Annotated in this window: 25 protein-coding genes; 18 read left to right on the top strand and 7 right to left on the bottom strand. The window is 34.2% G+C overall.

The window, feature by feature from the left end; translation table 11 throughout:
* Position 1 precedes the first annotated feature (1 nt).
* From HUE88_RS00490 to HUE88_RS00480, 3 genes are all read left to right on the top strand, one after another.
* Complete coding sequence (locus HUE88_RS00490; RefSeq protein ID WP_194370031.1) at positions 2-655, top strand: response regulator transcription factor; 654 nt, start codon at positions 2-4, stop codon at positions 653-655.
* A complete protein-coding gene (locus tag HUE88_RS00485; protein WP_194370029.1) occupies positions 648-1,790 on the top strand; it encodes a sensor histidine kinase in 1,143 nt (380 codons plus the stop codon). The genes HUE88_RS00490 and HUE88_RS00485 overlap by 8 nt, the downstream gene beginning before the upstream one ends.
* A 69-nt stretch (positions 1,791-1,859) precedes the next feature.
* Positions 1,860-2,240 (top strand): PAS domain-containing protein, encoded by a 381-nt coding sequence (locus HUE88_RS00480; protein ID WP_194370027.1) that lies wholly within the window; start codon positions 1,860-1,862, stop codon positions 2,238-2,240.
* Between the two features lie 5 nt (positions 2,241-2,245).
* Here the strand turns inward: HUE88_RS00480 and HUE88_RS00475 are convergent, their stop codons facing one another.
* From HUE88_RS00475 to HUE88_RS00445, 7 genes are all read right to left on the bottom strand, one after another.
* Positions 2,246-2,998: a TIGR04219 family outer membrane beta-barrel protein gene (locus HUE88_RS00475; RefSeq protein ID WP_194370025.1), complete on the bottom strand. Its 753-nt coding sequence runs from the start codon at positions 2,996-2,998 to the stop codon at positions 2,246-2,248.
* Between the two features lie 152 nt (positions 2,999-3,150).
* Complete coding sequence (gene tpx, locus HUE88_RS00470; RefSeq protein ID WP_194370023.1) at positions 3,151-3,654, bottom strand: thiol peroxidase; 504 nt, start codon at positions 3,652-3,654, stop codon at positions 3,151-3,153.
* A 168-nt stretch (positions 3,655-3,822) separates the two neighbouring features.
* On the bottom strand, positions 3,823-4,800 hold the full coding sequence (gene tsaD / locus HUE88_RS00465) for a tRNA (adenosine(37)-N6)-threonylcarbamoyltransferase complex transferase subunit TsaD (protein WP_194370020.1): 978 nt from the start codon (positions 4,798-4,800) through the stop codon (positions 3,823-3,825).
* A 128-nt stretch (positions 4,801-4,928) separates the two neighbouring features.
* Positions 4,929-6,017 carry a 1-deoxy-D-xylulose-5-phosphate reductoisomerase gene (dxr, locus tag HUE88_RS00460; protein WP_194370018.1) on the bottom strand — a complete coding sequence of 363 codons (1,089 nt, stop codon included), beginning with the start codon at positions 6,015-6,017 and terminating at the stop codon, positions 4,929-4,931.
* Positions 6,018-6,773 (bottom strand): phosphatidate cytidylyltransferase, encoded by a 756-nt coding sequence (locus tag HUE88_RS00455; RefSeq protein WP_194370016.1) that lies wholly within the window; start codon positions 6,771-6,773, stop codon positions 6,018-6,020.
* A 41-nt stretch (positions 6,774-6,814) separates the two neighbouring features.
* Positions 6,815-7,126 carry a hypothetical protein gene (locus tag HUE88_RS00450; RefSeq protein WP_194370014.1) on the bottom strand — a complete coding sequence of 104 codons (312 nt, stop codon included), beginning with the start codon at positions 7,124-7,126 and terminating at the stop codon, positions 6,815-6,817.
* Positions 7,127-7,297: 171 nt separating this feature from the next.
* Positions 7,298-8,623 (bottom strand): NFACT family protein, encoded by a 1,326-nt coding sequence (locus HUE88_RS00445; protein ID WP_194370012.1) that lies wholly within the window; start codon positions 8,621-8,623, stop codon positions 7,298-7,300.
* A 59-nt stretch (positions 8,624-8,682) separates the two neighbouring features.
* Between HUE88_RS00445 and HUE88_RS00440 the strand changes: the two genes are divergently transcribed.
* From HUE88_RS00440 to HUE88_RS00370, 15 genes are all read left to right on the top strand, one after another.
* A complete protein-coding gene (locus HUE88_RS00440; RefSeq protein ID WP_194370010.1) occupies positions 8,683-8,835 on the top strand; it encodes a hypothetical protein in 153 nt (50 codons plus the stop codon).
* 203 nt (positions 8,836-9,038) lie between these two features.
* Positions 9,039-10,844 carry a TonB-dependent receptor plug domain-containing protein gene (locus HUE88_RS00435; protein WP_194370008.1) on the top strand — a complete coding sequence of 602 codons (1,806 nt, stop codon included), beginning with the start codon at positions 9,039-9,041 and terminating at the stop codon, positions 10,842-10,844.
* Between the two features lie 8 nt (positions 10,845-10,852).
* Positions 10,853-11,749, top strand: coding sequence for a helical backbone metal receptor (locus tag HUE88_RS00430; RefSeq protein WP_194370006.1), 897 nt, complete (start codon positions 10,853-10,855; stop codon positions 11,747-11,749).
* Positions 11,750-11,794: 45 nt separating this feature from the next.
* Entirely contained in the window at positions 11,795-12,943 is a 1,149-nt protein-coding gene (locus HUE88_RS00425; protein WP_194370005.1) for a hypothetical protein, read from the top strand.
* Positions 12,924-13,463, top strand: a complete 540-nt coding sequence (locus HUE88_RS00420) for a condensin complex protein MksE (RefSeq protein ID WP_194370004.1) — start codon at positions 12,924-12,926, stop codon at positions 13,461-13,463. The genes HUE88_RS00425 and HUE88_RS00420 overlap by 20 nt, the downstream gene beginning before the upstream one ends.
* A 3-nt stretch (positions 13,464-13,466) precedes the next feature.
* Positions 13,467-17,006, top strand: a complete 3,540-nt coding sequence (locus tag HUE88_RS00415; RefSeq protein ID WP_194370001.1) for an ATP-binding protein — start codon at positions 13,467-13,469, stop codon at positions 17,004-17,006.
* Complete coding sequence (locus tag HUE88_RS00410; RefSeq protein WP_194369999.1) at positions 17,003-17,764, top strand: DUF7281 domain-containing protein; 762 nt, start codon at positions 17,003-17,005, stop codon at positions 17,762-17,764. The genes HUE88_RS00415 and HUE88_RS00410 overlap by 4 nt, the downstream gene beginning before the upstream one ends.
* The gene (locus tag HUE88_RS00405; protein ID WP_194369998.1) at positions 17,761-18,486 is read left to right on the top strand and encodes an ABC transporter ATP-binding protein; all 726 of its coding nucleotides are present in this window, start codon (positions 17,761-17,763) and stop codon (positions 18,484-18,486) included. The genes HUE88_RS00410 and HUE88_RS00405 overlap by 4 nt, the downstream gene beginning before the upstream one ends.
* Positions 18,479-19,444: a FecCD family ABC transporter permease gene (locus tag HUE88_RS00400; RefSeq protein ID WP_194369996.1), complete on the top strand. Its 966-nt coding sequence runs from the start codon at positions 18,479-18,481 to the stop codon at positions 19,442-19,444. Before HUE88_RS00405 ends, HUE88_RS00400 begins: the two co-directional genes overlap by 8 nt.
* 13 nt (positions 19,445-19,457) lie before the next feature.
* Entirely contained in the window at positions 19,458-21,080 is a 1,623-nt protein-coding gene (locus tag HUE88_RS00395; RefSeq protein ID WP_194369994.1) for a YcaO-like family protein, read from the top strand.
* Positions 21,077-21,496, top strand: coding sequence for a hypothetical protein (locus HUE88_RS00390; RefSeq protein WP_194369992.1), 420 nt, complete (start codon positions 21,077-21,079; stop codon positions 21,494-21,496). The genes HUE88_RS00395 and HUE88_RS00390 overlap by 4 nt, the downstream gene beginning before the upstream one ends.
* 80 nt (positions 21,497-21,576) lie before the next feature.
* Positions 21,577-22,566 (top strand): virulence RhuM family protein/type II toxin-antitoxin system death-on-curing family toxin, encoded by a 990-nt coding sequence (locus HUE88_RS00385; RefSeq protein ID WP_194369990.1) that lies wholly within the window; start codon positions 21,577-21,579, stop codon positions 22,564-22,566.
* Position 22,567: 1 nt separating this feature from the next.
* Complete coding sequence (locus HUE88_RS00380) at positions 22,568-22,783, top strand: hypothetical protein (protein WP_194369988.1); 216 nt, start codon at positions 22,568-22,570, stop codon at positions 22,781-22,783.
* Positions 22,784-22,880: 97 nt separating this feature from the next.
* Positions 22,881-23,894 (top strand): virulence RhuM family protein, encoded by a 1,014-nt coding sequence (locus tag HUE88_RS00375; protein ID WP_194369986.1) that lies wholly within the window; start codon positions 22,881-22,883, stop codon positions 23,892-23,894.
* A 79-nt stretch (positions 23,895-23,973) separates the two neighbouring features.
* On the top strand, positions 23,974-25,359 hold the full coding sequence (locus tag HUE88_RS00370) for a cobyric acid synthase (protein ID WP_194369985.1): 1,386 nt from the start codon (positions 23,974-23,976) through the stop codon (positions 25,357-25,359).
* The last annotated feature ends 38 nt before the right edge of the window (positions 25,360-25,397 follow it).

Below are 25,397 nucleotides of genomic sequence, written 5' to 3'. Positions count from 1 at the left end.
GATGAAAATACTTTTGATGGAAGATGATGCTGTTTTATCTGATATTTTACTAGATTATTTATCTGAGTCATGGGATGTAGATTATGCTTACAATTCCGAAGAAGTATATAAAAAATTAGATTCCGCAAAGTATGATCTTTTTATATTTGACATTAATGTAGCTGGAAAAAATGGACTTGAGCTTTTAGCCGAACTAAGAGAATTCAATGACACAACCCCAACTATATTTATAACGGCATACACAGATACTGCTTATTTGAAAAAGGCCTTTGAGCTTGGCGCTCATGACTATATAAAAAAACCTTTTGAGCTTGAAGAGCTAAATGCCCGCATACTAAACACAAAAAAACTTTTCAATATTGACAACAAAACTCAAATTTTTATCTCCGAGGGCATCTTCTATTTACCAGATCTACGACAAGTAAATAAAAACTCAAATATCTTCTCTTTGGGTCAAAAAGACGGTGAGATGTTGTTTTACTTTTTAAAAAATCAAAAACGAGTAATTACTAATGATGAGTTAATTCAAAATATTTGGGATTTTGACCATATACCAAGTGATGCAACTATACGCTCTCACATAAGAACTCTGCGCGAAATGATAGGAAAAGATAAAATACAAACAGTAAGAGGGGTTGGGTACACTTATGAATAACATAACAAAAAAATCATTTTACTCTTTTTTAACCCTCTACCTTCTCTCTTCATTTATATTTTTACTTTTTGCAAGCTACTGGTTCTACACTTCACAAAAAACTATAGAGATGCAAAACAACTACTACAAGATGAACCACATTTCCGATAGAGTAAGTTCGTCTATTATTAAAGCCCATATGATGGATAATAAGTTTATTCTTGATAGCTTTGAGAATGCAACAGTAGCTCTATATGATAATAAATATAAATTGATTGATGGGCAAAACATACAAAAAGTAGATTTGTCAAAAGAGTACTATATGGAAGGTGATACATTTACTCTAGTATCAAAAAGGACAGCAGGACACCTTGGCATTGATTATGTTGCAGTACAGAGCAATGAGTTCACACAAAGTGTCACAAAATTAAGAAATAAGGTTATTATCACTTCAATTTTTGTTGGGATAATCATTATAATTATTTCTGTAATACTCTCATATATATTTTTGCGTCCCATAAAAGACAAGATGCATGAGATAGAGGAGTTTGTAAAAGACACAACACATGAGCTAAATACGCCAATTACTGCCCTTATGATGAGTACTTCAAGAGCAAAAAATAAAAAAATATATGATGAAAAGATTATACAGAACATCTCTATCAGTACAAAACAGCTCTATGACATATACTCATCTTTAAGTTTCTTAAGTTTTGATGCAAAAAGTGAAGAAGCAGTAGAATTAAATTTTGTCTCTGTTGTAAATGAAAGTATTAAATATTTTAATGAGCTCTTGGAGAAAAAAAATATAATTGTAGAGTTTAAAAAAACCACATGTACTCTCACCATGGCTCCAACTAAAGCAAAAATGCTTATTAACAACCTTCTAAGCAATGCAATAAAATACTCACCTCCAAATAAAAAAATATATATCAGCGTACTACAAAACAGCTTTTCAATACAAGATGAAGGGATTGGCATCGCTAAAGATAAACTTGGCACAATCTTCAAAAGATTTACAAGGGCAAATAGCTATGCTGGCGGTTTTGGTGTTGGTCTCAGTATAGTTGACTCTATTGTTAAAGAGTATAATTTTAGAATTGATTTAACCTCAAAAGAGAGCGTAGGAACAACTGTTAATATAAAATTTCACTAAGCTGTATTATATAAACTATCTTGTAAAATACTTTAATCTAAAATAAACGGTGTATTTTAAAGGCTATAAATGGAACACGATAATCATTTTGAATTTTCAGCAAACTCTTCAAAAGATGGAATCTGGAGCTATGACATTCTTAAACAAGAGTTTAATCTTAGTAAAGAATGGAAAAAAAGGCTAGGATTTGCTCAAGATGAGAAGCTGGGGTATTTTGATTATTTAGGACTTATCCCTGATGAGAATAGATTTGACCATCATAATGCAATGCATGATGTACTAGAAAATCACTCTGGAGAACTTGAATATGTTCACTTCACTATCCAATACCCTCTTATCACTAAAAGTGGGGAAGAGCTAGAAATTGAAGACATTGGAAATATTTTTTTTAACGACGATAAAAAACCTGTAAAAATTGCAGGTTTTCATCGGGATATTACAAACAGATAGGGCTATTAAAAACGAAATACAAGACCTGCGTAAATGCCGGAAAAATCAATGTTTAAATTTGAGTCCGTCGTATCATCCGTCTCTATTTTTTGCACTCTGTATCCAACTTCTAAAGCAGGTTGAATTACTGGAACAAAATCCATAGTATAATCTACTTTTACCCTTACATCATACATAGTATTAGAATCAAATGAAATATATTTCACATCTGCCTCAATACCAATATCTGTTGTTGGAATTTCAACACGTGCTCTAGCATAAAGAAGCGGAATTGCTACTGTTTCGCTACCACTTAAGTCACCTGTGATACCAGCAACCGGAGCAACCGCGTAAGATATGTCTATAACTTTTATATCCAGACCAAGATCTAAAGTAATCCAAGCTGTATTATCTAAAATATTATAGTATGGGATAATATCATATTGTTTCATATCATAAGACATTGTAGTACTACCTACTGTTACATCAAAGTCTTTGAATTGACCACTTACCACTCCTTCATCACTAAGAGATGCATACTCCAACCTAAGATTAGGAAGGACAGGCACTGGATGCTTAAGTAGCAACCAAGCATAACCTTCTGTATTGTCTTTCTTGCTAGAAACATAACTACCGTCTGCCACACCATCAGTGTAACTTGCTGTACCCTCTGGAGTTTGCATCCAAGCTCCTGCACCCACTTCAACCCTTGCAATGTCAGCCATTGCAGCTGTTGATACTATTGCTGCGCATGTTAATACAGATAAAATTTTTCTCATTAAAAATCCTTAATATAATTTAATCAATTATAGCAAATTGGTTTGTTTAGTTATCTTAAGTTAAAAAGCAGTTGTGAAAACTTTTAGGACGGAAGTCCTAAAAAGGAGAAAAGGATACTTATGTATACCCCATTAAGTCTAAAATTTGTTACTTAACTAACAGCAGCGATTGCAGCGTCGTAGTTAGGCTCTTCAGTTATTTCTGGAACGATTTCTTTATAAGTTACAATACCATCTTCGTTTATTGCAAAAATTGCTCTACATGTTACACCAGCAAGAACAGAACCACCAAGTAATACACCGTATGCATTAGCAAAATCTTTGTTTCTAAAATCTGAAGTTACAGTTAAATTAGTGATACCTTCTGTTGAACAAAAACGCCCAGCAGCAAATGGTAAATCTAAAGAAACAATAGTTGGCTTTACACCCGATAAAGATGAAGCTTTTGCATTGAAATTACGAGTTTCAGTAGCACACACACCTGTGTCTAATGAAGGAACAACAATAATAAGTTGCTTGTGACCTTGAGCACCACCAACTACTACATCACCTAAACCGTCTGAATTTACAACAGTAACTGAAGGTGCTTTATCACCAACATTTACCTCATTTCCTAATAATTCTACGTCTGTACCTTTGAATTTTGTAGTTGCCATTTTGGCTCCTTATGTTTTAATTTAATTTATTTTAACAAAATAAACCTTTATTATTTTTAAAAAGTTTCTTTCTTGTTTTGTTGAGAGAAGTATATGTTAAATCGGATAATAATAGTCTTATTTAAACTTTGGAGCGATTTCTCATAAGTTTAAGTTAAGATTTGCCTCTCAAATAATGCTTCTAGGAGAAATATCTAACTCGTCGAGTGAACTAAACATCTCTTTTTCATACATCTCTATGGCAACTCTGCCTATCATTGCCGCGTTGTCTGAGCAATATTTCAGTTCACTTAAAAGCAGAGTGGCATTATGAGGTTTTAGTAACTCCTCTATCTGTGAACGCAGGTAAAGGTTAGCACTTGCACCTCCAACTATTGCGAACGTTTCAGGTTTTACCTCTTTAAAGTACTTCTTTAACTTCTGTGTGAGATGTGCTGTTGCAATATGCTCAAACGAAGCTGCTACATCTTTATATTCGCTCTCATCCACTTTCTCAATTGCAAGTCTTACCGCATTTTTAAGTCCTGAGTATGAAAAAGCTATAAGTTTAGATTGAGATAGAGGAATAGTAAAGTTATGCTTTTTTCTATCTCCATCTTTTGCTAACTCTTGAATAAGAGGTCCACCGGGATAACCAAGTCCCATCATCTTAGCCACTTTGTCAAAACTCTCACCAAAGCTGTCATCCATACTTTTAGCTACAGTCTCAATCTCTTCTAGGCTTTTAACTTCCATTACCTGCGTGTGACCACCAGAGACTAAAAGAACTGTTAGCGGAAAGTGTGCTTCTTTCTCTATGAAGAGTGAATATATATGCCCCACAAGATGATTTACCCCTATTAGAGGTACATCAAGGGCAACAGAGATTGCCTTAGCCATTGTCACACCCTCTACTAATGTTACTGCAAGACCTGGGGTTGAAGTGACTGCAACTGCTTTTAAATCCTTGAAATAAGGCTTGCACTCCTCGAGTATTTTAGGAAGTGCCTCTGCATGTAGGCGTGCTGCAAGTTCTGGAACAACTCCACCATAAACTGAATGCTCTAACTCTTGTGATATCTTTTTATGAAACAGAAGTTTTTTTGTTGCTATCTCTGTTATAGCAATTGCACTATCGTCACAGCTGCTCTCTATGCTTAATATCATCCTCTACCTCTCTTTGCGGCTTTTAATGTCCCATAGGGCTAATAAGCCAACCACAACCACAAGTAAGCCAAAAGTCACGCTCCAAATAAAAAAATCTCCGCCACTTGTTGCTTTATCAATACTATCTATCACTTATTATTTCTCCAAGATATGCACTCACTTGAGTATTTTCTAACTTCTAGATCCAAAGAAAAAACATCATCAACGCTTTTTGGCAACTCTGTAAATTTTTCAAAAGCATCTATTATAATTTTACTAATATCCATAAAACCTATCTCTTTATTTATAAATTTCTCTATTGCTACTTCATTAGCAGCGTTCACAACTACACCACGGGCAGGGTTTTTTAGCAACTCTTCTCTTATTTGCCAAACTGGGTATCTGTCTGTTGTAATCTCTCGAAACTCCAATGAGCCGACTTTTAGCAAATCTACATGTGGGAGTATATTCTCATCCATTTTGGCGTTTAATGCAAAAGCGATAGGGAGCTGCATACTTGCATGTGCAAAGTGTGCGGTGGTTGAGCCGTCTTTGAAATCTATAAGTGCATGAATAAGTGATTTTGTCTCAATAATCGCATCATATTCGCCCTCTCCAAAGAGCCATCTAGCTTCAAGGAGTTCAAACATTTTATTGACCATTGTTGCACTGTCTATTGTTATCTTTTGCCCCATTGACCAGTTTGGATGTTTTTGAGTGTCTGCTAATGTAGCGTTTTGAAGTTTGTTTAAATCCCAGTCTCTAAATGCTCCACCGCTCGCAGTGATAATCATTTTGCTTACCGGTCTGTTTTGCATTAGGTACCAAAGACCAAAGTGTTCGCTGTCTATCGGCTGGATTTTGCTTACATCTATAAAAGCTCCACATGAGACAAGCGACTCTTTGTTTGCAAGGGCAACTTTTTTTCCACATGCAAGGGATGTCAGAGTTGGACGAAGCCCTAAAAAACCGACAAGGGCATTTACAACTATCTCACTCTGCGAATCTTCTATAGCTTTTAAAACAGCCTCTTGACCATAAAAAACACTCTTATGGTTTACTTTTGCCATATCTTCTTTATCCGCAACAACAACTACTTTTGGATTATGTAAGGCAATCTGCTTGTTGAGAAGTTCTATGTTTTTTCCGCACACCAAAACCTCTACATGTAGAGAAAATTTCTTGGCAATTTCAAGTGTATTTACACCGATTGAACCTGTTGAGCCAAGGACTACCAACTACACTAAACCTCTTAAAAGAACTAACATGACTATTGCTCCAAACAGATATCCGTCAATTCTGTCAAGTATGCCACCATGACCCGGAAGTAAATCTCCGCTGTCTTTCACGCCAGCACTTCTCTTTAAAGAGCTCTCAAACAAATCGCCAAAAATAGAGCTTGTAGCAACCATAAATGAGATGATAAATGAGATGCCCAAATCAACTATGGTTAGTCCTACAAACATACCAGCAATAGTTGCGACTAAAATACCGCCTACAACACCCTCCATTGTTTTGTTTGGGGAAGTTTCGCTAAAAGGTGTCTTGCCAATGCTTTTACCAACTGCATATGCTCCAACATCCGTCATAGCGACAACAACTAAAAGCCATAGAAGCGATACCACTCCATACTCTTGGTACATTGTGAAGATAAACAGCATTCCGGCTGTAGGATAGATGAATGGGAGAAAGTTTTTCCAAGTTATATCTCTGTTGTATGCCGTGGCACTTGCATAAAAAACACCCGCAAGAACAAATAAATCATCACCGTACGGGTAAATTCCGGCTATTGCCCAGATGCCCGCTGCATAAATAAGCAAAGAGCCACTCTCTATTTCAAAGAGTCTTATAGCTTCTTTAAAGGCCAATATATAAATGGCACCAAGAACCAACCACATAAGAAAAAAGTTATCTATTAAACCAATAACTAAAACAGCTGCTACAAGTGCCAGACCAGTGACAATTCTCTCTTTTGAACTTGAAAATATACTCATCAGATAAATCCTAAATATAATATTAGGACAATTATAGCAAGTCAGACTTTAATATCTAAGTGGTAAGGATGAAACTCTTTGCCTTCATCTTCCTCTTTGTCTGATTTTTCTTGTTTTTTATTTCTTTTGCTCTCTTGGTCGGCTTCATTTTTTTCGTGTTCACGGTCAGGATCAACTTCGTGGTTTGCCTCTGCCGGACGCACCTCCAAAACTTTTGCCTCTTTCTCTTGGGTCGCTATCTGAGCTGCCATATTTTGAAAATCAACGCGGTTAGTATGGGCATTGGCAACAGAAGCGACACTCGCCATCTGCTGGTTTACATAGATTGCATTTCCGATAGGACCTATAGCCACAACTAACTCCTTGATTTTATTCTAAAATGAAAGTGTCCTCCATTTGTTTGTCCGCAAAAGGAACACGTCCCTTTTACTTCGCTGGCACCGCTGTGGTGACTGAAGTTAGCCTTTACAAGGCCTAAATCAGCATCGCCAGCGCAAGTTAAAATGAGACACCCCTCACAACTCTCAACGAGTGTCTATCTCTATGGTTTTGTACTTATTGTAAAGCACGTTTGCACCATTTTGAATAGTCACTTCTCTTCTAGGAGTATAATCGACCAAAAACCTGTCTTTTTGAATTGTTGTAAAATCAACACAGAGTCTTGCGGCACTCTCGATGATGTGCATTGGGAGGTTTTGCTTATCAGTTGTGATAATCACATGAGCCGATGGTCTATCTTTGAGATGAATCCAAATATCTTTTGCTCTTGCATTTTGTAGCAGTTCCACATTCCCTTTTTCATTTTTACCAAGCTGGACTTTATACCCCTCTATCCAAAAAACTTCAATACTTTCATTGACTTTTACTTTTTTAGCTTGTACGTTTTTTGGAAACAGAAGCTGGATTTTTGCTATATCTTTTGCCTCTTGAACTGTGTGAATAAAAAGTTTTATATGCTCTATTTTTGAGCTGAGCGACTCTTTTTCTATGTAAAGATGTAAGACTTTCTGTTTTGCTTTTTTACTTCTTGTAAAGAGTGAATTCGCCATTTGAGAGACTGAAGAGAACTCTTTGTGCAACTCTATCTCAACACTTTTACCCTCATAATCATCTACATGTAGAACTCTCTGATATGGATTAATATTATGCATATTTGCCAAAACCAAATTTCCATAGTGCTGGCAATTTTCAACCTCCGCCTGAAGTTTCGCTTCATCATCCAACGAGGCATATAGTTTCTCTAGTTTTTTGAGTTTTTTATTTAAAAATGAGACTTTCTGCTTTTTGAGAGAGGAGAGTTTCTCCTCAATATCTTGGGCATACTCATCATTTAAAAACTGCTCAACATCGTCAAGCGGGTACTCTTTTGCAACAAAAGGGGCTACAGGGACATCTAAAAGTTTCTGCCCTACCCTAACCTCGCGAAATGATGAAAACAGATCTACATGTCGGAGTGCTTCAAGAACAACATCATTTTCATCCAAGATAATAACATTGGTATATTTTCCCGTAAACTCAAACTGTAAATAAGTAATCTCCTCTTTGTATGCTGAAGCCACAGAGGTTTTAAACCTCACTATTTTATCGCCGTTTACAAGCTCTACATGTAGAATATTTGAGCGGTTAAATCGCTTTGCCAAAAGGACATCAAATGGCGCATTATAGACCTTTGAACGTGCGTAAGAAGGACATCTAAACATCTTAGAGTTTGAACGTTGCATATCAAAGTAGATTTCATCGTCTCTGTCAAATGCAACTTTAATGACAGTGTCACTGACTCTATAGATTGCAGATATCTTTTGAAATTTTTGTAAGTAGGTAATTATTTGTTTTAAATGTGATAGTTTCATAAAAAGATTTTATCTAAGTTTTCAGTTATAATTGCAAAAATTTAAAAAGGCTTGGACAAATGATTCCTAAAGGGTTTGGTAGAAAATACTTCTGTTTAGCTGCCATTCAAGCCTATATATCATTACTAAAAATCTCTGCTCTTAGCGTATCAGTTTGTACGCTTGACGGAAAACCACTTAAAGTAAAAAACAACTCTCCTCCCACCTCTTAACCATTCTTATATAATCAAGACCTTTGATTAATTCATAAACTAGATTCCAAGTCAAGCTTGGAATGACGATATTTTGTCGCTTGAAACGACGATATTTCTGTCGCTTGGAACGACGATGCTTACGTCATTCTGGACTTGATCCAGAATCTAGTTGCTAATTATTCATAGAGTTAAACTAATTACAAAAATAATGGAAAAAAATTATGTACAAAAAAAAGATACTATTATCAATACTTGCTTCAAGTATATTAGTTGCTCAAGAAATTGAGCTAAAACAAATCACAGTAACGAGTGCAACAACAACTACACAGTCTATAGAAGATGTCACATCCAATCTAAATGTTATAACCGCTAAAGAGATTGAAGAAAAACGCTATACGACGGTAGTTCAGGCATTAAACAGCATATCAGGTATTAGCTTCACAAGTAATGGTCCTATTGGACAAACATCTTCTGTATATTTACGTGGACTAAGCTCAAAAAGAACACTTGTTCTCATTGATGGTATCAGATACAACGATTTAACAGGTCTAAGCGGTGCTCCTTTTGGAGATTTGATGATAGGAGATATTGAGCAGATTGAGGTTATAAAAGGTGCTCAATCTGGTATTTGGGGAGCTGATGCAACTGCAGGTGTTATTAACATCATAACAAAAAGTGCAGAAAAAGGTGCTCATGCTTCGATAAATGTTGAGTATGGAAGTTTTAGCACAAAGAAGTATGGTGTTTTAGCCTCATACAAAACAGACGCTTACTACATAAAAGCCAGTGCACAAAAGATTGACTCAAACGGTTTTAGCTCACTGGTTCCAAACGGTGATGATATTGACATGTATGAAGATGACGGCTATAAAAACACAACTTCAAATATCAAACTTGGGTTTAATTTTGACGAAAACAACAAAGTAGATTTATCTCACACACTTATATACTCAAAGGTAGAGTCTGATCCTTTTGCAACTCCTAACGGTATTGAAAATTCAATCACAAAGGATAGTTTTAGCCAAGTAAACTTAAATCACAAAAACGATTTTACAGAGCTAGACGTTTATGCAAAACTTTCAATATTTAACAGAGATTATCCACAAGGATGGACAAAAGAGTTTGATGGAGAAGTAAAAGAGTATGGGATAAAGTCTAATACAGCATATAATGATGATGACTTTGTAGTTTTAGGTATAGACTACAAAACATTTGAGCATAAAAATGACTTGCAAGAAAAGTATAACAATAAGGCTATTTTCCTTACAAACTCTAATGAGTTCACTCTTTTAGGTGGGAGAACTGTTCTAAGTGAATCTATGCGATTGGATGCTTATGACAAATTTGATAATAAGACTACAGGTAAAGTAGGTATAAAACATTTTTGCAAAAATATAGACGGCTTAGTAACAAGTGCAAATATTGGTTCATCTTATAATGTGCCAACTCTGTATAATCTCAATGATCCAACTTACGGAAATAAAAACCTGACACCTGAAAATACACTAAGTTATGATTTAAGTGCAGAGTATAAAGCATTTAAAATCACTTATTTTAACTCTAAAACAAAAGATATGATTGATTTTGATTTGAATACTTGGAAGTATTTTAATGCCACAGGAGAGACTAAAATCCAAGGTTTTGAAATAGAGTACAATACTAAAATCAATGAAGATATCTCACTGACATCAAACTATACTTTGCTCGATGCCAAAAACAGTGATGATAAGAGACTTCAAAGAAGACCAAAAAACTCTCTTAAACTTGCACTCGATTATTATGGTGTTAAAGACTTACATGTAGGAATCAACGGTGAGTATATCGGTGAGAGACACAGCAGTGATGACAAGCAAGGCACACAAACAGGGAAATACACAGTTGTAAACTTTGTAACTAACTATGACATCAACAATAACTTTTCTGTATATGCTAAAATAGACAATCTGTTTGACAAATACTACCAAGTAGTAGACGGTTATGCAACTGCACCACTTAGTGCTTATGTCGGTGTGAATGCTAAATTTTAAGGAATAACGTGAGTATAAAAACAATATTTATTGCACTCCTTTTTGTACTCTCTCTTGGTGCTAATGAGAGGATAGTCTCTCTTAGCCCATCAATAACCGAAATTGTCTATGCTCTTGAAAAAGGTGACAAGCTTGTTGCTACGAGTGATTATTCCCTCTATCCGGAGGAGGCGAAAAAACTTCAGATTATCGGCGGATACAGCAATCCGAATATAGAAAAGATTCTCTCTTTCTCTCCTACCCTTGTTGTTGGGCAGGAACACAATGGGGCTACTATGCAAAAGCTTCAATACTTTAAAATAAAAACACTGATGCTAAATCTAAAAACTATAGAGTCAATAAAAAAATCTATTGCCCTTATAGACAAAGAGATTCACGGGTCAAGCCCGAGAATGACGAATGATATTGATTCCAAAGAGACTCATTCCAATGAGAATCACATTCGTCATTCTCAGCTTGACTGGGAATCTACTAAACTTATTAAAAACATAGACAACGCAATAAAAGATGCACCTAAAAACAAAAAACCTCACAGCGTAATGATAGTTTACGGACTTCATGAAGATTTGAGAAACGGCATTTACATCGCTGGTCACGACATATTTTTTGACGATATAATCTCTACATGTGGAAATACAAACGCTTACACAAGCGATACAACTTCTCAACCTGTTTTAAACTATGAAAACGTAATCGCACTTAATCCTGAGCAGATAATAATACTTTATTCTAAAGCTACAGACTCACATGTGGATGTGAAAAAAGCTCTACAAGCTTGGCACTCACTTCCGACAAATGCTTCAAAAAACAAACGAATCTCTATAGTAGACGAGAGCTATACGCACATCCCTTCACACAGGGTTGCACTTACTATCTCAAGGCTTTGCAGGGAGATGAATTTCTAATGTGCTATAATCGCTTTATTTATTCAAAACATTTATGAGACGATTATGAAAATAGAAAAACTTTTTAAAAATCTTAGCAACAATAGTGAGCTGCTTTTTTATCTTTTTGAACATCGAGATAAAGCAGTAACATACAGCGAGATAGAGCATATTTGTTCTGTAGAAAAACTAGAAATTCTAGTAAATTTTGAGATTATAGAACTTGTGCAAGATAAAATATTTTTAGATGGTAGAGTTATAAACTTTTTAGAAAACTATCTTGATATAGATGAAAATATTGAGGTTTCTCTTATCTCTGAAAAGATAAATACTCTAAAACATAAACTAGATATTTTAAGTGAATATAAAAATAGACAAAACGAGATAATCCCACAAATCAGACGAGAACTTAAAAAAATAGATTTTATACTTCTGCAAAATTTACTAAAATTGAGAATTCATATAGACAGGGTTTATAAAAATGTTTTTGAATTCAGCTTAAAAATAAAAGAGCTTAAATATTACAAAATAAAGCTAGATGAGTTCAACTCAGCACTAGTTGGTTTTGAAAAGTTTCTTTTTTTACATCAAAGCATAATGCACTCTTTTTATAACTCTGAACTAAACTCAATTTTGGAACTTTTACAAAACAATAGAGTGGAGTTAAATAGAAGTCTTATCCCTTTAACTCAAGATGTTATAGAGTACATAAACAAGGCTGAGAAAAAAAATATTTTTATAGAAAAAATTTCAAAAATAAAAGAGCTGAAGGACTCTTTAGAACTCAAAAACTCCACAAATATATTGGAGTTGATATCTAAATTTGATATACAAGAGAAACAGATACAAATAAAATCAAGACTTGATGATGAGATTCTTAGAAGTGAGCAATTAAAACCTCTGCTAGAGCGATTATCATCTAGTGCAAGTGTAAAAACAAAAACAGCAACGAATGTAAAAATATTTAATAAAAAAGTAGAAAAAGAGTTTGTAAATATCTACTCACTAAACTTAGAGTTTCGCGCATCCAATCAAAATCTGATAGAATTTTTACTCTCTAATAACAAACTAACAAACAAACCTATCAACGAGATAAGTGAAATATACTGCAAGCTTATTTTACTTTATGAAGATATATATAAAATCCAAAATGAAAATTTCAATTATGAAGATATGAGTTTTAAAAAGGTTTATTATGACAAGCAAATTAGATAAGCAGTTAACAGCAAAAATTTTCAACCATCTAAAAGACGGTAAATTTTTATCTCAAAACACACCAGATAAAAATGAAAAAAAATTATACACTTATGTGGAAAATAATAGTGATGAGATTATAGAACTGTTTCTTTATCTAGATATAGATTTAAAAATCAAAAATGGTTACTGCTACTTCGCTTCACTAGATAACAAGGAACAAAAAATCCAATCAATTTACGAACTAATTGATTTGCTTAGTTTTTTTTATAATTTCAATCCTATATTTGGCGTTGGTTTTAAGTTTAGTATCAACGATATCGAAGAGAGAGTAAAAGATGATATTACCCTAAAAGTAAAATTGGATAGAATCAAAAGTTTAAGCGGAGACACACTAAGAGCAAACTTATTGTCTCTAACGTCCAAGCTCGAAAAAAGAGGTTTTTTAACTCTTGAAGATGAGTATTTGCAAAGATATATAGTGTTAAACAGTTGTGATTATTTAATAGATTTTTTTAATAAAATAGAGATAAAGGAGTAGCTTTTGGATGCTTTAGAAAAAGTTGTACTTATAAAATCAGCAAAATATGAATATGCTGAAGTAGACCTTGATGGAAATTCTCTTTTCATAGGGGCAAATGGAGCTGGAAAGACTACACTTCTAAGAGCTATTTTATACTTTTATACAGCCGATGCGAGAACACTTGGAATAAGTAGCAGTAAAAAAATATCTTTTAGTGATTACTATTTTGAATACGATAATTCATATATTGTATATGTTTACAAAAAAAATGAAAAGTTTGTCTTGGTAACGGCATACAAAGATGTAACAGTGAAATTCAGGTTTTGCTTGCTTGATAAATTAGTAAATATACAAGATATTTTTGTTGTTAACAGCGCTCCAATAGATAGTGCTAAACTTTGGATAAAGCTCAAAGAACTTGGAATATTGAGCGGAGTTATTAGTAGCGGGAGTGAATACAAAAAGATACTCTACTCTAAATCTCACAAACTAAATTACTATACCCTTTTTGATGCAAAAGAGTATGATGGTTTTGTAAAAACGCTATCAAATATATTTATAAATTCCAAAGTTGATTCTGAAGCTATCAAAAGGGTAATAGTCTCATCTTTGCAGATAGATAAAAAAATAGATATTGAGCAGATAAAAAGACATCTTGAGAGGTTTGACACTCTTTATGAAGATATTTTTAGATTTAATAAGTATGATACCCAGATAAAAAAAATCATAAAACATATACAAGATTACGAACAAACAAAATCTTATATGCAAGATGAGTTTAGTTGCTTGGTAAACTCAAAAAAAATAACCTTAGAAAATATTCAAGAGCTAGATAAAGAGATTTCAGAGGCAAAAGTAGAGAAAACTCTTTTAGACGAAAAACAAAAGTATGAAAATAGTTTGTTTACAAAAAGAAAAGACAAACTAAGCAACGCTATCGCTGTCTCAAGAGAGAGCATTAAAAAAACGGAGCAAATAAAAGCTCACTATAAAGAGCAAAAGATTGATGAAAAAATATCTTCTTTTTCAAATCTTAGCAATCTTGAATCTGAGCGACAAAGAGTTGTATCAAAAAAAGAGTTCCTAACAAAAGAGCATCAAGAGATAGAGCAAAACCATAACAACCAAATTCAAAAGATACTAAATAATTTTGAAGCTCAAAAAAATCTTCTACAAAGCACTAAGCTAAACTTATCCATAGAACTAGAGACAAAAAAACAAATTTTAAAAACAAAAGAAAGTGAGGAGACTCAGCGCGTAAAAGATAGTTTTGAAAATAAAACTTCAAACGCCAAAGATGAAGCTCATACTTTAGATCTACATTTGAGTAAGTTTGATTTTGAGCTAAAAAATATAAAAAATAGAGATTATATTTTCAATGATGCGCAAAAATTATCACAACATCTGAAAACTCAAAAACAGTTAGAGTACGACATCTCAAGAGAAAAAGCAAACCTTGAAGCCAAAGATAAAGAGTTGAGAATAACAAACGAGTCATTTTTAAAGCAGATAGAACACAAAGAGCAGCAACAAATTCATGAAAAACAAATAATAGATAAAGATATTGACTCTTTAAAGAAACTAATATCACCAGATGAGAACTCTCTTAGCTTTAAAATAAATGCCAATCTAGGGCAAAGCGATAAATATATTCACTTTATTAAAGATGAGATTTTAACTAGTGATATTGATGTTCATATAAAAGATGATTCGAGACAAATATTTGCACTAGATTTTCTAGATTTTAAAGTACCAAAAAATAGCTTAGAAACAAAATATGAGAAGCTTAAGATATCTCTTGAAGCTATGTTGAAAAATTATTCAATACAGATTCATGAGATAAAAAACACTCAAAAGAACTTTGAAAATAAAATCTACAGAGACAAAAGAGAGCTAATAGATAAAATAAAATCTTTTGAGATACAACTAGCTGGCATTAAGAACAAAATCATCACCCTCAAAGAGCAAGACTCATACAAAAGAGTTGAGTTTCAGACAAATAAAGAAAAAGAGCTAGAAACTATACAATCCAATATAGATAAATTAACAAAAGAAAAAGAACTTTTAAAGCAGCAGATACAAGAGCTGGATAGTTTAAAAATAAAAGAGATTTCAGCAAAAAAATCACTCTTTACCAAAGAGCTGAATAAACTTACAGTTGAATATATAAAACCTCTAGAAGAGTTGGGGCTAAAACAAAAAAGTCTAGAGCAAGAGAAAGAAGATGCGACAAAAGAGCAAGAATATCTTTATAAAGAAATATTAAAAAATAAAAATATAGATATACAAAAACTACAGATATTAGAAAATAAAATAGCTGAACTAGCCTCCCAGATTGAACTAATCAACTCTTACAATGTACTTATAATAGAGTATAAAAAAGACAAGAGTGAATACATAGACAAAGAAAAAGAAAATACTAGGGAGCTAAAAGAGGCAACGCTTAAACTAGATCTTCTTAGTGATGAGCACAATCAGCTTAACTCTATATTTACAAGCCAACAAGAGCAGATACAAACTACTCTTATCCAAAAAACATCAGATCTAACTCTAAAACAAAACAATATTAAAAGAGTAGATGATTTTGAAAAAAGTTCTAGTTTCGCAGAATATTTAGAGTGGGGTATAAAATATGTTTCTAATGATGAGCTCCAAGAGATAGAGCTTATACTAAACAAGATAGACAATTTAGCAACAACTTATAGAAATTTACAAAACACGATACACAAAGCAACCCTAAAAGTTAGTGATTTGTATGATAACACTTTGCATATAAAAACAGGCTCTAGCCCTATTGATTCTGCATACAATTTACAAGAGTTTTACGAAGCAAAAAAGATAGATGAAGCTAAAGATTTTTTAGTTCGCAATCTAAATCAAATTGTAAAAAGTATAGTAGATGAGTATGATACGCTTTTAAACTCCCAAGGGCAGATTGAGTCTTTAATAAAAAAAATATCTAAACTGTTTGAGAGCATCAACATAGGAGTTGTAGATTCACTCTCGCTGAGATACTCTATAAGCAACAATAAAATTATAGATAGCTTCAAATCTATAAAACTTGAAAACGAAACAAATAAATTTGGATACGGCATCAATCTATTTAATGATAATAATAATTCAGAAGTTATAATAAAACTATTGAAACAGCTTGTAGATGTTATAGAGATAGAAGCGATAAGTAAAATAGAGTTTGAAGATAGTTTTCTTCTTGAATTTCGCGTAGTTGAAAATGGTAACGACAGTAAATTTGTAAGCTCTCTTGACAACATAGGTTCAAACGGAACAGATGTTTTAGTGAAAAGTATGATATATATAGCGATGCTTTATATTTTAAAAGAAAAAACAACAAAAAAAGAGCTTTTGTTACATGTAATCCTAGATGAGATTGGGATACTCTCACAAAGGTATCTAAAAGAGCTTATTGAGTTTGCAAATGCAAAGGGGATATATTTTGTAAATGGCGCCCCTGATGAAAAACTTATAGGAACATATAAAAGAGTTAGCTTAATAAGCAACATTGACAACAGCTCTGTTGTTCAGGAGTTGATTGTTAAATGAGACATTTGAGCACGCTCTTAAAACTAAAAAACGAAAAAGTTTTAAACTATTCGCAACTACCTAAGAGATTACTAAAAGAGTTGCTAGATGATGGGTTGATAGAAGTTAAAACAGTATCTGCAAACAAAAAAAAAGTTATTGCAAAAGATGAATTTTTTACTACCTACTACAACATAGAAGAGATTCAAAATGCTGATACTAGAGCAAAGCTAATACATGCACATACGGACTCAAAGCATAAAAGTCTTCCACCTCAAGATGGCTTATATATAAATGGTAACTGCTCTATTGAAGAGGTTAAACTTCCGCTATTTAGCCAAAGTGCAATTTTTTTAAAAGAGCTTCCAAATATAGATAAAAGCACCTTAATTATAGGTGTTGAGAACTTTGAGAATTTAATCTATTTTGAAAAACAGTGTAACTATTTTAGAAATGACAATATATTATTTATTTTTAGAAATAAGAAGATGTTGGAGCTATTTGAGAAAATTGAAAATGAGATTATCTATTTTGGAGATTTTGATTTAGCAGGAATTCATATATATTTGAATGAGATTTTTCCTAAAAATGAAAAGATAAAGTTTTTCATACCAGAAAATATTGAACAGCTTTTAGAAAAATTTGGCTCTAGAAAACTTTATGCAAGTCACCTAAGCAGATATACCAATATGTCATCTGATAATGAACAGATAAGTGAGTTAATCTCTCTTATGCATAAACACCAAAAATCTTTAGAACAAGAGTATTTTTTATTATGATTGAGTTAAAAAACCTTACATGTAGATATGACTCTAAACTAATTTTGGATGATATAAATATAAAAATCACCAATCATCTAAGTGTTCTTGGATCGAATGGCTCTGGTAAAAGTACTCTTGCAAAAGCAATATGCAATCTCGTAGATTTTGATGGTTTAGTGGAGTTAGAGTCTAAAAACATAAAAGAGTTCTCACTTTTAGATAAAGCTAAAACCATCTCTTACATCCCTGCAAAACTCGAACTCTATGACACATTTATAACCGCAGAGGAGTTTGTTCTGCTTGGGCGATTTGCTTATAAAAAAAGCTTTTTTGAGTACTCGACTAAAGACAAAAATATTACAAAACAGACTTTGGAGTTTTTAAAGATAGCGCATCTAAAAGAGCACACCATCAGCTCACTCAGTTCAGGAGAACAGCAACTCGTTTTAGTTGCTCAGGCACTTGCACAACAGAGTAAAATAATCATCTTTGATGAGCCGACAGCAAACCTTGACCCTCATAACTCTAAAATCATTGCCGAGCATATAAAAGGGCTAAAGGATTACCATCAAGTTATACTTATTACACACGATTTAAACCTTGCTTCTTATATTGACAGCCCTGTTCTTTTTATAAAAGATGCAGAGGCAAAACTCTACGAAGAGGGCTTTTTCAACAACTCCACTTTAGAAGAGTTATATGGAGTTGAGTTTGAGTCTTTGGCGGTTAAGTATGACTAAGTTTATTCTCTGGCTTCTTCTTTTTGCCATCTTAATCCTCTCCCCTTTTATAGGTGCAGTATCTCTACATGTAGAAAATATATTTGACCCGAATCATCTAAGTTCTACTATCTTTTTTGACTTGCGAGTGCCGAGGGTTTTGTTTGCATTTTTTGCGGGAGTTATCCTCTCTCTTAGCGGACTTTTGTTTCAGACTCTTTTTCGTAATGCCCTTATGACTCCTTACACTTTGGGTATCTCAAGCGGTGCAGTGTTAGGCGCTGGAATTGCCATAAAACTAGGGCTTGGAAGCTTGTTGTTTGGTATAACAGCCATCAGTTTGTTTGGCTTTGCAGGGGCTATTTTTACAGTTCTTCTGCTTATCTATCTCTCACAATTTTTAAAAAGTTCTCATCAAGAGTCGCTCCTACTTTTAGGTATCGCCCTCTCTCTTTTTTACACCTCGGCACTAATGATTGTTTTTTATCTCGGCGACGCCATGCAAAACGATATGCTAATTCGTTACACCATGGGTTCACTCTCTGTTATAGGATGGAGCCACCCTGCTACTCTTGGAGTTATCGCATTTTTACTCACTGCAATTATCTACATGTACCGCTTTGAGCTTCAACTTTTAGGAATATCAGACGAGTCTGCCTCTCTTAAGGGTGTCAATACAAAAAAGATTACCCTAATGCTTCTAGTTGCCTCCTCTTTTGCAATAGGAACGCTTGTTAGTATTAGCGGTCCTATCGGCTTTGTAGGGCTTATAGTTCCACATATTGTCTCAAAAATCTACCCAAGCACAATAAACAAACGCATACTAAAAACGGCTCTTTTTGGTGGACTTTTTTTAGTTTTTTGCGATACCATAACAAGAAGTTTACAGACTCAAAGTGAACTCCCCATAGGCATAGTTACAGCACTTATCGGCGGTCCGTTTTTTATATATTTGATTATCAGTAAAAGTAAAAAGTAAAGAGAGAAACTCCATGAACTTATTATCCAAAAACGCTCCACTTGAAGAGTCAATCAAAAAAATGAGAGCTGTCTTAGCAGATGTCGGGTGTGAGACCACATTTTCACAAGAGAAACATCCGCTTGAGTACTGCTTCTCTGTTAATCTAACTTCGGTTGAAGCACCTAACCATATCTACTCAAATGGAAAAGGGATACTTTCAGATGCTTCCATGGCGAGTGCTTTGGGCGAGTATATCGAGAGACTGCAGACAAATAACTTCTTTACAGACTTTTATCTTCCAAAGAGAAAATATTACCCGGATGAAGTGGCATTTGAATTTGGAGGTGAGTATCTAAGTGACGAGCTAAATGATATTTACAATCCTGATGGCGAACTAAGTGATGAAGATTTAGTTGATTTTAACAGCGACTATACAGATAAAATAGTAGCCCTTGCATTTATAAAACACTCTAACAAAGAGAAAGTATATATTCCTCTCAATATTTTAAACAACCTCTATGTGAGTAACGGTTTGGCTACTGGAAATACACCGCTGGAGGCTCAAGTACAAGCACTAAGTGAGATTTATGAGCGTTATGCAAAAATAGAGATAATCAAAAATGGATATTCGCTTCCAGCATTTCCGAATAACGTAGTACAAACATTTGAGAGAGTTCAAAGAGATGTTACAGCACTTCGTGAGGCTGGTTACATTGTAGAAGTTCTTGATGCGTCACTAGGTGGAGAGTTTCCGGTCACTGCCATCTCTCTTATAAACCCAAAAAACTCTACCCTTTTTGTCTCCTTTGGAGCCCACCCGATTTTAGAAGTTTGCTTAGAGAGAACTATGACAGAGCTTATGCAAGGTCGCGGACTTGATAATCTTGATGCTTTTGAAGTTCCAACCTTTGACATGAGTTTAGTAGCCGACAGCTTCAACCTTGAGTCTCATTTTGTAGATTCAAACGGGAAACTTGGGTTTAATTTTTTAAGCTCTAAAAAAAGTTTTGAGTACACACCTTGGAGTTACGAAGGCAATTCAAGTGAGGATGAGTACAACTTTCTACTAAATATTTTAGATAAAACCGGCAAAGAGATTTACCTAAGAGAGTATGACTACCTTGGTTTTTACTCATGCCAGATGATAATTCCCGGCATGTCAGAAGTCTACCCGATAGAGGACTTGGTTTATAACAATAAAAACAGAGGCAAACTGCTTCGTGATATGGTTCTAAATTTTGCTGAGTATGATGCCGAAGATATTTTAGATGAGATTGAACAGCTTGAAGACACTCTAAACATTGAAAAATATATCGGTGTTATATTTAAAAATAACTTCACAATGGGAGAGTTCAAAGCACATATGTACCTACAGCTAGGAAGCAAAGAGAGCGCTCTTGAACTCTTAGAGTTTGGGACAAACAAACTTGGACATGTAGTTGCAGAGCTGATTAGAATGGATGAAGAGGGGCTTGATTACAAGGACTACAAAGAGGCTCTTTTTAACGTCTTTACAAAAGAGAGAGTTGAAAAAGCTCAGCACATATTGGAAGATGATGAAGCTCTAATAGATATAACACTTCATAACGATTACAATAACATGTTAGCGATGTACGACAGACTTGAGAGCAAAAAACAAGGAATGGTTTTATGAGTTACAAATCTTGGTTTGACGCTCACGCTGACAAACATAAAAAGATTGTAGATAGACTTGTTGCAAAAGGATTTAGTAAAGAGGAGATTATTGAGTACTTTTATTTTGACAATATGGTTCAACATGAGAGAGATTTTTGTCCGCTCTATGAAGATAATAAAAAGTGCCATGATATGTCAAAACTAAACTGCTACCTCTGCGCATGTCCAAACTTCCGCTTTAACGATGAGGGGCTGGGAACATACAATGAGTTGAAAATTTTAAGCAAATGTGACATAAATAATGGTGAAGAGTTTGCAAGCGGTAAAAGTATTCACCAAGACTGCTCAAAGTGCACAGTACCACATCACAAAGCTTATGTAGAAAAACATTTCGACCTTGATTGGAAGAAAATCATGAAAGAGTGTGAAATATGAATTTATTTGCAAACTGCCATATTTTTTTAATGCTGCATAAACTTTCGATAAGATATTCGCATTAAGTTTCAAGGATTTGCATGAATAATGAAGTTTTACTATATACGGATGAAGATGGCAGAGTAAACTTAGATGTGTCACTAAAGAATGAAACAGTATGGCTGAGTCAAAGGCAGATGGCTGAGCTTTTTAATAAAAATGTCAAAACAGTGAATGAACATATAAAAAATGTATATAAAGAAGGTGAATTGGAAGAGAACTCAACTATCCGGAATTTCCAGACAGTTCAACTTGAAGGAAAAAGAGAAGTTCAGAGAGATATAAATTACTACAATTTAGATGTAATTATCTCTGTTGGTTATAGGGTAAAATCAAAACGAGGCACACAGTTTAGAATTTGGGCAACTAAAATACTTAAAGAATATCTGGTTAAAGGTTATGCCATCAACCAAAAAACAGTTCAAGAATCACAGCTCAATGAACTAACAGAAACTATAAACTTGATTAAAAACAGTATCGAGGATAAAGAGCTTCGCAGTGATGAGGCAAAAGGTTTATTGGACATCATCAATAGGTATGCTAAAAGCTGGGCGATACTTCAGGGTTATGATGAGAATAGCTTGGAAAATATTGTCGGAACAGAGGAAGTGAGATTTATTTTAGATTATGATGAGGCTGAGGCGGCTATATCTGAGCTAAAAAAAGAGCTTATGAAAAAAGGCGAAGCAACCTACCTCTTTGGCAATGAAAAGGCGAATGAATTTAAAGGGATTATCAGAAATATTTACCAAACATTTTCTGGAATAGATTTGATACCAAGCCTAGAACAAAAGGCAGCAAATCTACTTTACTACATCATAAAAGACCACGCATTTAGCGATGGAAACAAACGGATAGGCTCATTTATATTCATACTATTCCTAAGTAAAAACAACCTCCTTTGCAAAGCAAATGGCGAATTAAGGATAAACGACAACGCCCTAGTTTCACTAGCGCTTCTCATAGCAACAAGTGACCCTCAACAAAAAGAGTTGATGGTGAAGTTAGTTGTAAATTTATTGGGAGAATAATATGAAAAAACTAAACTTTAATCTCAACGGCGACAACATTGAAAACCTAGAAAACTTCAGTAAAATCCTAGACAAAGATGTTAGTGAAATCATGAACGAAGCACTTGAAGAGTACTTTATAAATGTACAAAAAAAATTATTTGAGAAAAACCTAGACGATGAAAATGCAATGACAAATCTTGACTTTGATGAATTTTGGGATGATGTGGAAATCTAAAACCGTAAGCACAGTTACTTTATGACATATTGTCATATTTAACATATTCATACACTCGTTTAGGTAAAATAATTTAACATAATCTTTAGGGGTTTTTATGAAGCAAAATATAACACTTACAACAAAAGATGAACTTACAGAATTTTTACTATACACTACTCCAAATAGTGAAGTTAGAGTTGAAATATTTGTAAATGATGAAACAGTATGGTTACCACAAAAAAGAATGGCTGAACTTTTTGGAGTACAAAGACCTGCTATAACTAAACATCTTAAAAATATTTTTGAGAGTGGAGAGCTTGAAGAAAATTCAGTTAGTTCCATTTTGGAACATACTGCCGAAGATGGAAAAAAATATCAAACTAAATATTACAATCTTGACGCAATTCTCTCAGTCGGCTACCGAGTAAACTCAAGCCAAGCTACACATTTTCGCATATGGGCTACAAAGGTTTTAAAAGAGTACATCATCAAAGGTTTTGCTATGGATGATGACAGGCTTAAAAACGGTCAGTACTTTGGAAAAGACTACTTCAAAGAGCTACTTGAACGTGTTCGCTCAATCCGCACAAGTGAGCGTAGGATTTATCAAAAAATCACCGATATATTTGCAGAGTGCAGCATAGACTATAACTCAAAATCAGAAACTACAAAAAACTTTTATGCGACCATACAAAACAGATTTCATTTTGCCATCAGCGGACAAACAGCCGCAGAAATTATCTACGAAAATGCAGATAAAACAAAACCTTACATGGGCTTACAAACTTTCAAGAACTCACCAAACGGAAGAGTTCTAAAATCAGACACAACCGTAGCAAAAAATTACCTCAGTGAAGATGATATAAAAAAACTAGAACGTGCGGTTTCTGGCTACTTTGACTACATAGAAAGACTCATAGAAAACAAAACAACCCTAAGCATGGAACAAGTTGCAAACTCTGTAAACAAGTTCTTAGAGTTCAATGAGTACAAGATACTAGATGACAAAGGCAGCATCTCAAAACAACAAGCCGAATTAAAAGCTCATAGTGAGTATGATGAGTTCAATAAAACGCAAAAAATAGAATCTGATTTTGATAAAGAGATGAAGAGGGTTTTAGGGAGCTGATAATTTCAACATAGCTTACTATGCATGTTAAAAAAAATCAATAATCTTAACATAGATATAAAAGAAGGAAAAAGAACAAATGAACTCACTAAGCATATTCGGTACAAGCTCTGACGCTGGAAAGTCTACTCTCTCTTTTGCTCTAACTTATCTTTTGCACCATCGTGGCATCAAAGTTGCACCGTTTAAAGCCCAGAATGTTTCCAACAACTCTCATGTAACTGATGACGGAGGTGAGATAGCTATTCCTCAGTTCTTTGCGGCAGAGGCAATCGGGCTTAAAACTACTACAAATATGAACCCTATTTTGTTAAAGTCTGGTGGTAAATCTAGCGCACATGTAATAGTTAACGGCAAAAGTGTCGCGAACAAAGATGTGCTTGAGTATTATCGTGATATTCACACATTAACGCCACATGTAAAAAAAGCTTTTTTAAAACTTCAAGAGGAGTATGAGTGTATAGTGGCTGAGGGGGCAGGAAGTCCTGTTGAGCTAAACCTAATGGATAAAGATCTGTCTAACATCTATATTGCAGATAAGTTTAATACCAAAATAATTTTGGTAGCCGACATTCAAAGGGGCGGTGTTTTTGCTTCCATATATGGGGTTTATAAGCTCCTCCCTTTAAAACTACGCAAGAATGTTATAGGCGTTATCGTCAACAAATTTCAGGGGGATATCTCTCTCTTTGACGAGGGTGTGCAAATCATTGAGGAGAGGTTTGGGATAAATGTTTTAGGTGTTGTCCCGTTTAAGCCTTTTAACCTCGGTTTTGAAGACAGCGAATCTATTATAAACTATGTTCAAGACACTACAAAAGCGATTATAAAAGTCGGCGTTATAAAACTCCCACACATCAGCAATTTTACAGATTTTGAGCCTTTGGTGTCAGACAAAGAGGTGGAGCTGGTCTTTATCTCAAATCCCGGCGATATTCTTACATGTGACGTGGTAGTTCTCCCTGGGAGCAAAAGAGTTGTGGACGATTTAGAGTGGCTGAGAGCTCGAGGTTTCTCCACGCTTCTAAGTTCAAAAGAACAAAAAGTGGTGGCAATTTGCGGCGGTTACGAGATGATGTTTGAGAAAATTTCAGACCCGCTAAAAGTAGAGTCAGAACTACAAGAGGTCTCTGGTTTTGGACGGATAAAAGGCGAGGTAGTATTTGCCAAAGAAAAAATAGTTAAAAAGGGGTGCTACCATCTTTTCGGGTGTATGGTTGAGGGGTATGAGATACACAACGGGGTTGCCAAAAAAAGAGCGAAAATGAAAAAAAACCTCTACGGAACTTTTGTGCATGGTCTTTTTGAGAGTGACGAGTTTCGCCATAAGCTATTTTCTGAGATAAATCAAGATTACAAGGGGTACAACTTCAGGGAGTACAAAGCACAAGCAATTCTTGAGTTTGCAGAGCATATAGAGCTACATGTAGATTTGGATTTTATCCAAAAAGAGTTATCTAAATAATATTATGATACTATACTAAAGTAACATTTTTTAATAAT

Origin of the sequence: Candidatus Sulfurimonas baltica (genome assembly GCF_015265455.1) — a bacterium.
Taxonomy (GTDB): domain Bacteria; phylum Campylobacterota; class Campylobacteria; order Campylobacterales; family Sulfurimonadaceae; genus Sulfurimonas; species Sulfurimonas baltica.
The sequence above is the reverse complement of the archived record's forward strand: the minus strand, read 5'-3'. Positions and strand labels throughout refer to the sequence as shown.

Excerpts from the sequence above, each read along its gene's own strand:
- HUE88_RS00400 (WP_194369996.1), top strand. The coding sequence starts at position 18,479 with ATGACTAAGTTTATTCTCTGGCTTCTTCTTTTTGCCATCTTAATCCTC.
- HUE88_RS00440 (WP_194370010.1), top strand. The coding sequence starts at position 8,683 with ATGATTCCTAAAGGGTTTGGTAGAAAATACTTCTGTTTAGCTGCCATT.
- HUE88_RS00380 (WP_194369988.1), top strand. The coding sequence starts at position 22,568 with ATGAAAAAACTAAACTTTAATCTCAACGGCGACAACATTGAAAACCTA.
- HUE88_RS00375 (WP_194369986.1), top strand. The coding sequence starts at position 22,881 with ATGAAGCAAAATATAACACTTACAACAAAAGATGAACTTACAGAATTT.
- HUE88_RS00480 (WP_194370027.1), top strand. The coding sequence starts at position 1,860 with ATGGAACACGATAATCATTTTGAATTTTCAGCAAACTCTTCAAAAGAT.
- HUE88_RS00455 (WP_194370016.1), bottom strand. The coding sequence starts at position 6,773 with ATGAGTATATTTTCAAGTTCAAAAGAGAGAATTGTCACTGGTCTGGCA.
- HUE88_RS00395 (WP_194369994.1), top strand. The coding sequence starts at position 19,458 with ATGAACTTATTATCCAAAAACGCTCCACTTGAAGAGTCAATCAAAAAA.
- HUE88_RS00390 (WP_194369992.1), top strand. The coding sequence starts at position 21,077 with ATGAGTTACAAATCTTGGTTTGACGCTCACGCTGACAAACATAAAAAG.
- HUE88_RS00485 (WP_194370029.1), top strand. The coding sequence starts at position 648 with ATGAATAACATAACAAAAAAATCATTTTACTCTTTTTTAACCCTCTAC.
- HUE88_RS00435 (WP_194370008.1), top strand. The coding sequence starts at position 9,039 with ATGTACAAAAAAAAGATACTATTATCAATACTTGCTTCAAGTATATTA.
- HUE88_RS00405 (WP_194369998.1), top strand. The coding sequence starts at position 17,761 with ATGATTGAGTTAAAAAACCTTACATGTAGATATGACTCTAAACTAATT.
- tsaD (WP_194370020.1), bottom strand. The coding sequence starts at position 4,800 with ATGATATTAAGCATAGAGAGCAGCTGTGACGATAGTGCAATTGCTATA.
- HUE88_RS00385 (WP_194369990.1), top strand. The coding sequence starts at position 21,577 with ATGAATAATGAAGTTTTACTATATACGGATGAAGATGGCAGAGTAAAC.
- HUE88_RS00425 (WP_194370005.1), top strand. The coding sequence starts at position 11,795 with ATGAAAATAGAAAAACTTTTTAAAAATCTTAGCAACAATAGTGAGCTG.
- HUE88_RS00420 (WP_194370004.1), top strand. The coding sequence starts at position 12,924 with ATGACAAGCAAATTAGATAAGCAGTTAACAGCAAAAATTTTCAACCAT.
- HUE88_RS00410 (WP_194369999.1), top strand. The coding sequence starts at position 17,003 with ATGAGACATTTGAGCACGCTCTTAAAACTAAAAAACGAAAAAGTTTTA.
- HUE88_RS00490 (WP_194370031.1), top strand. The coding sequence starts at position 2 with ATGAAAATACTTTTGATGGAAGATGATGCTGTTTTATCTGATATTTTA.
- HUE88_RS00445 (WP_194370012.1), bottom strand. The coding sequence starts at position 8,623 with ATGAAACTATCACATTTAAAACAAATAATTACCTACTTACAAAAATTT.
- HUE88_RS00475 (WP_194370025.1), bottom strand. The coding sequence starts at position 2,998 with ATGAGAAAAATTTTATCTGTATTAACATGCGCAGCAATAGTATCAACA.
- tpx (WP_194370023.1), bottom strand. The coding sequence starts at position 3,654 with ATGGCAACTACAAAATTCAAAGGTACAGACGTAGAATTATTAGGAAAT.
- HUE88_RS00370 (WP_194369985.1), top strand. The coding sequence starts at position 23,974 with ATGAACTCACTAAGCATATTCGGTACAAGCTCTGACGCTGGAAAGTCT.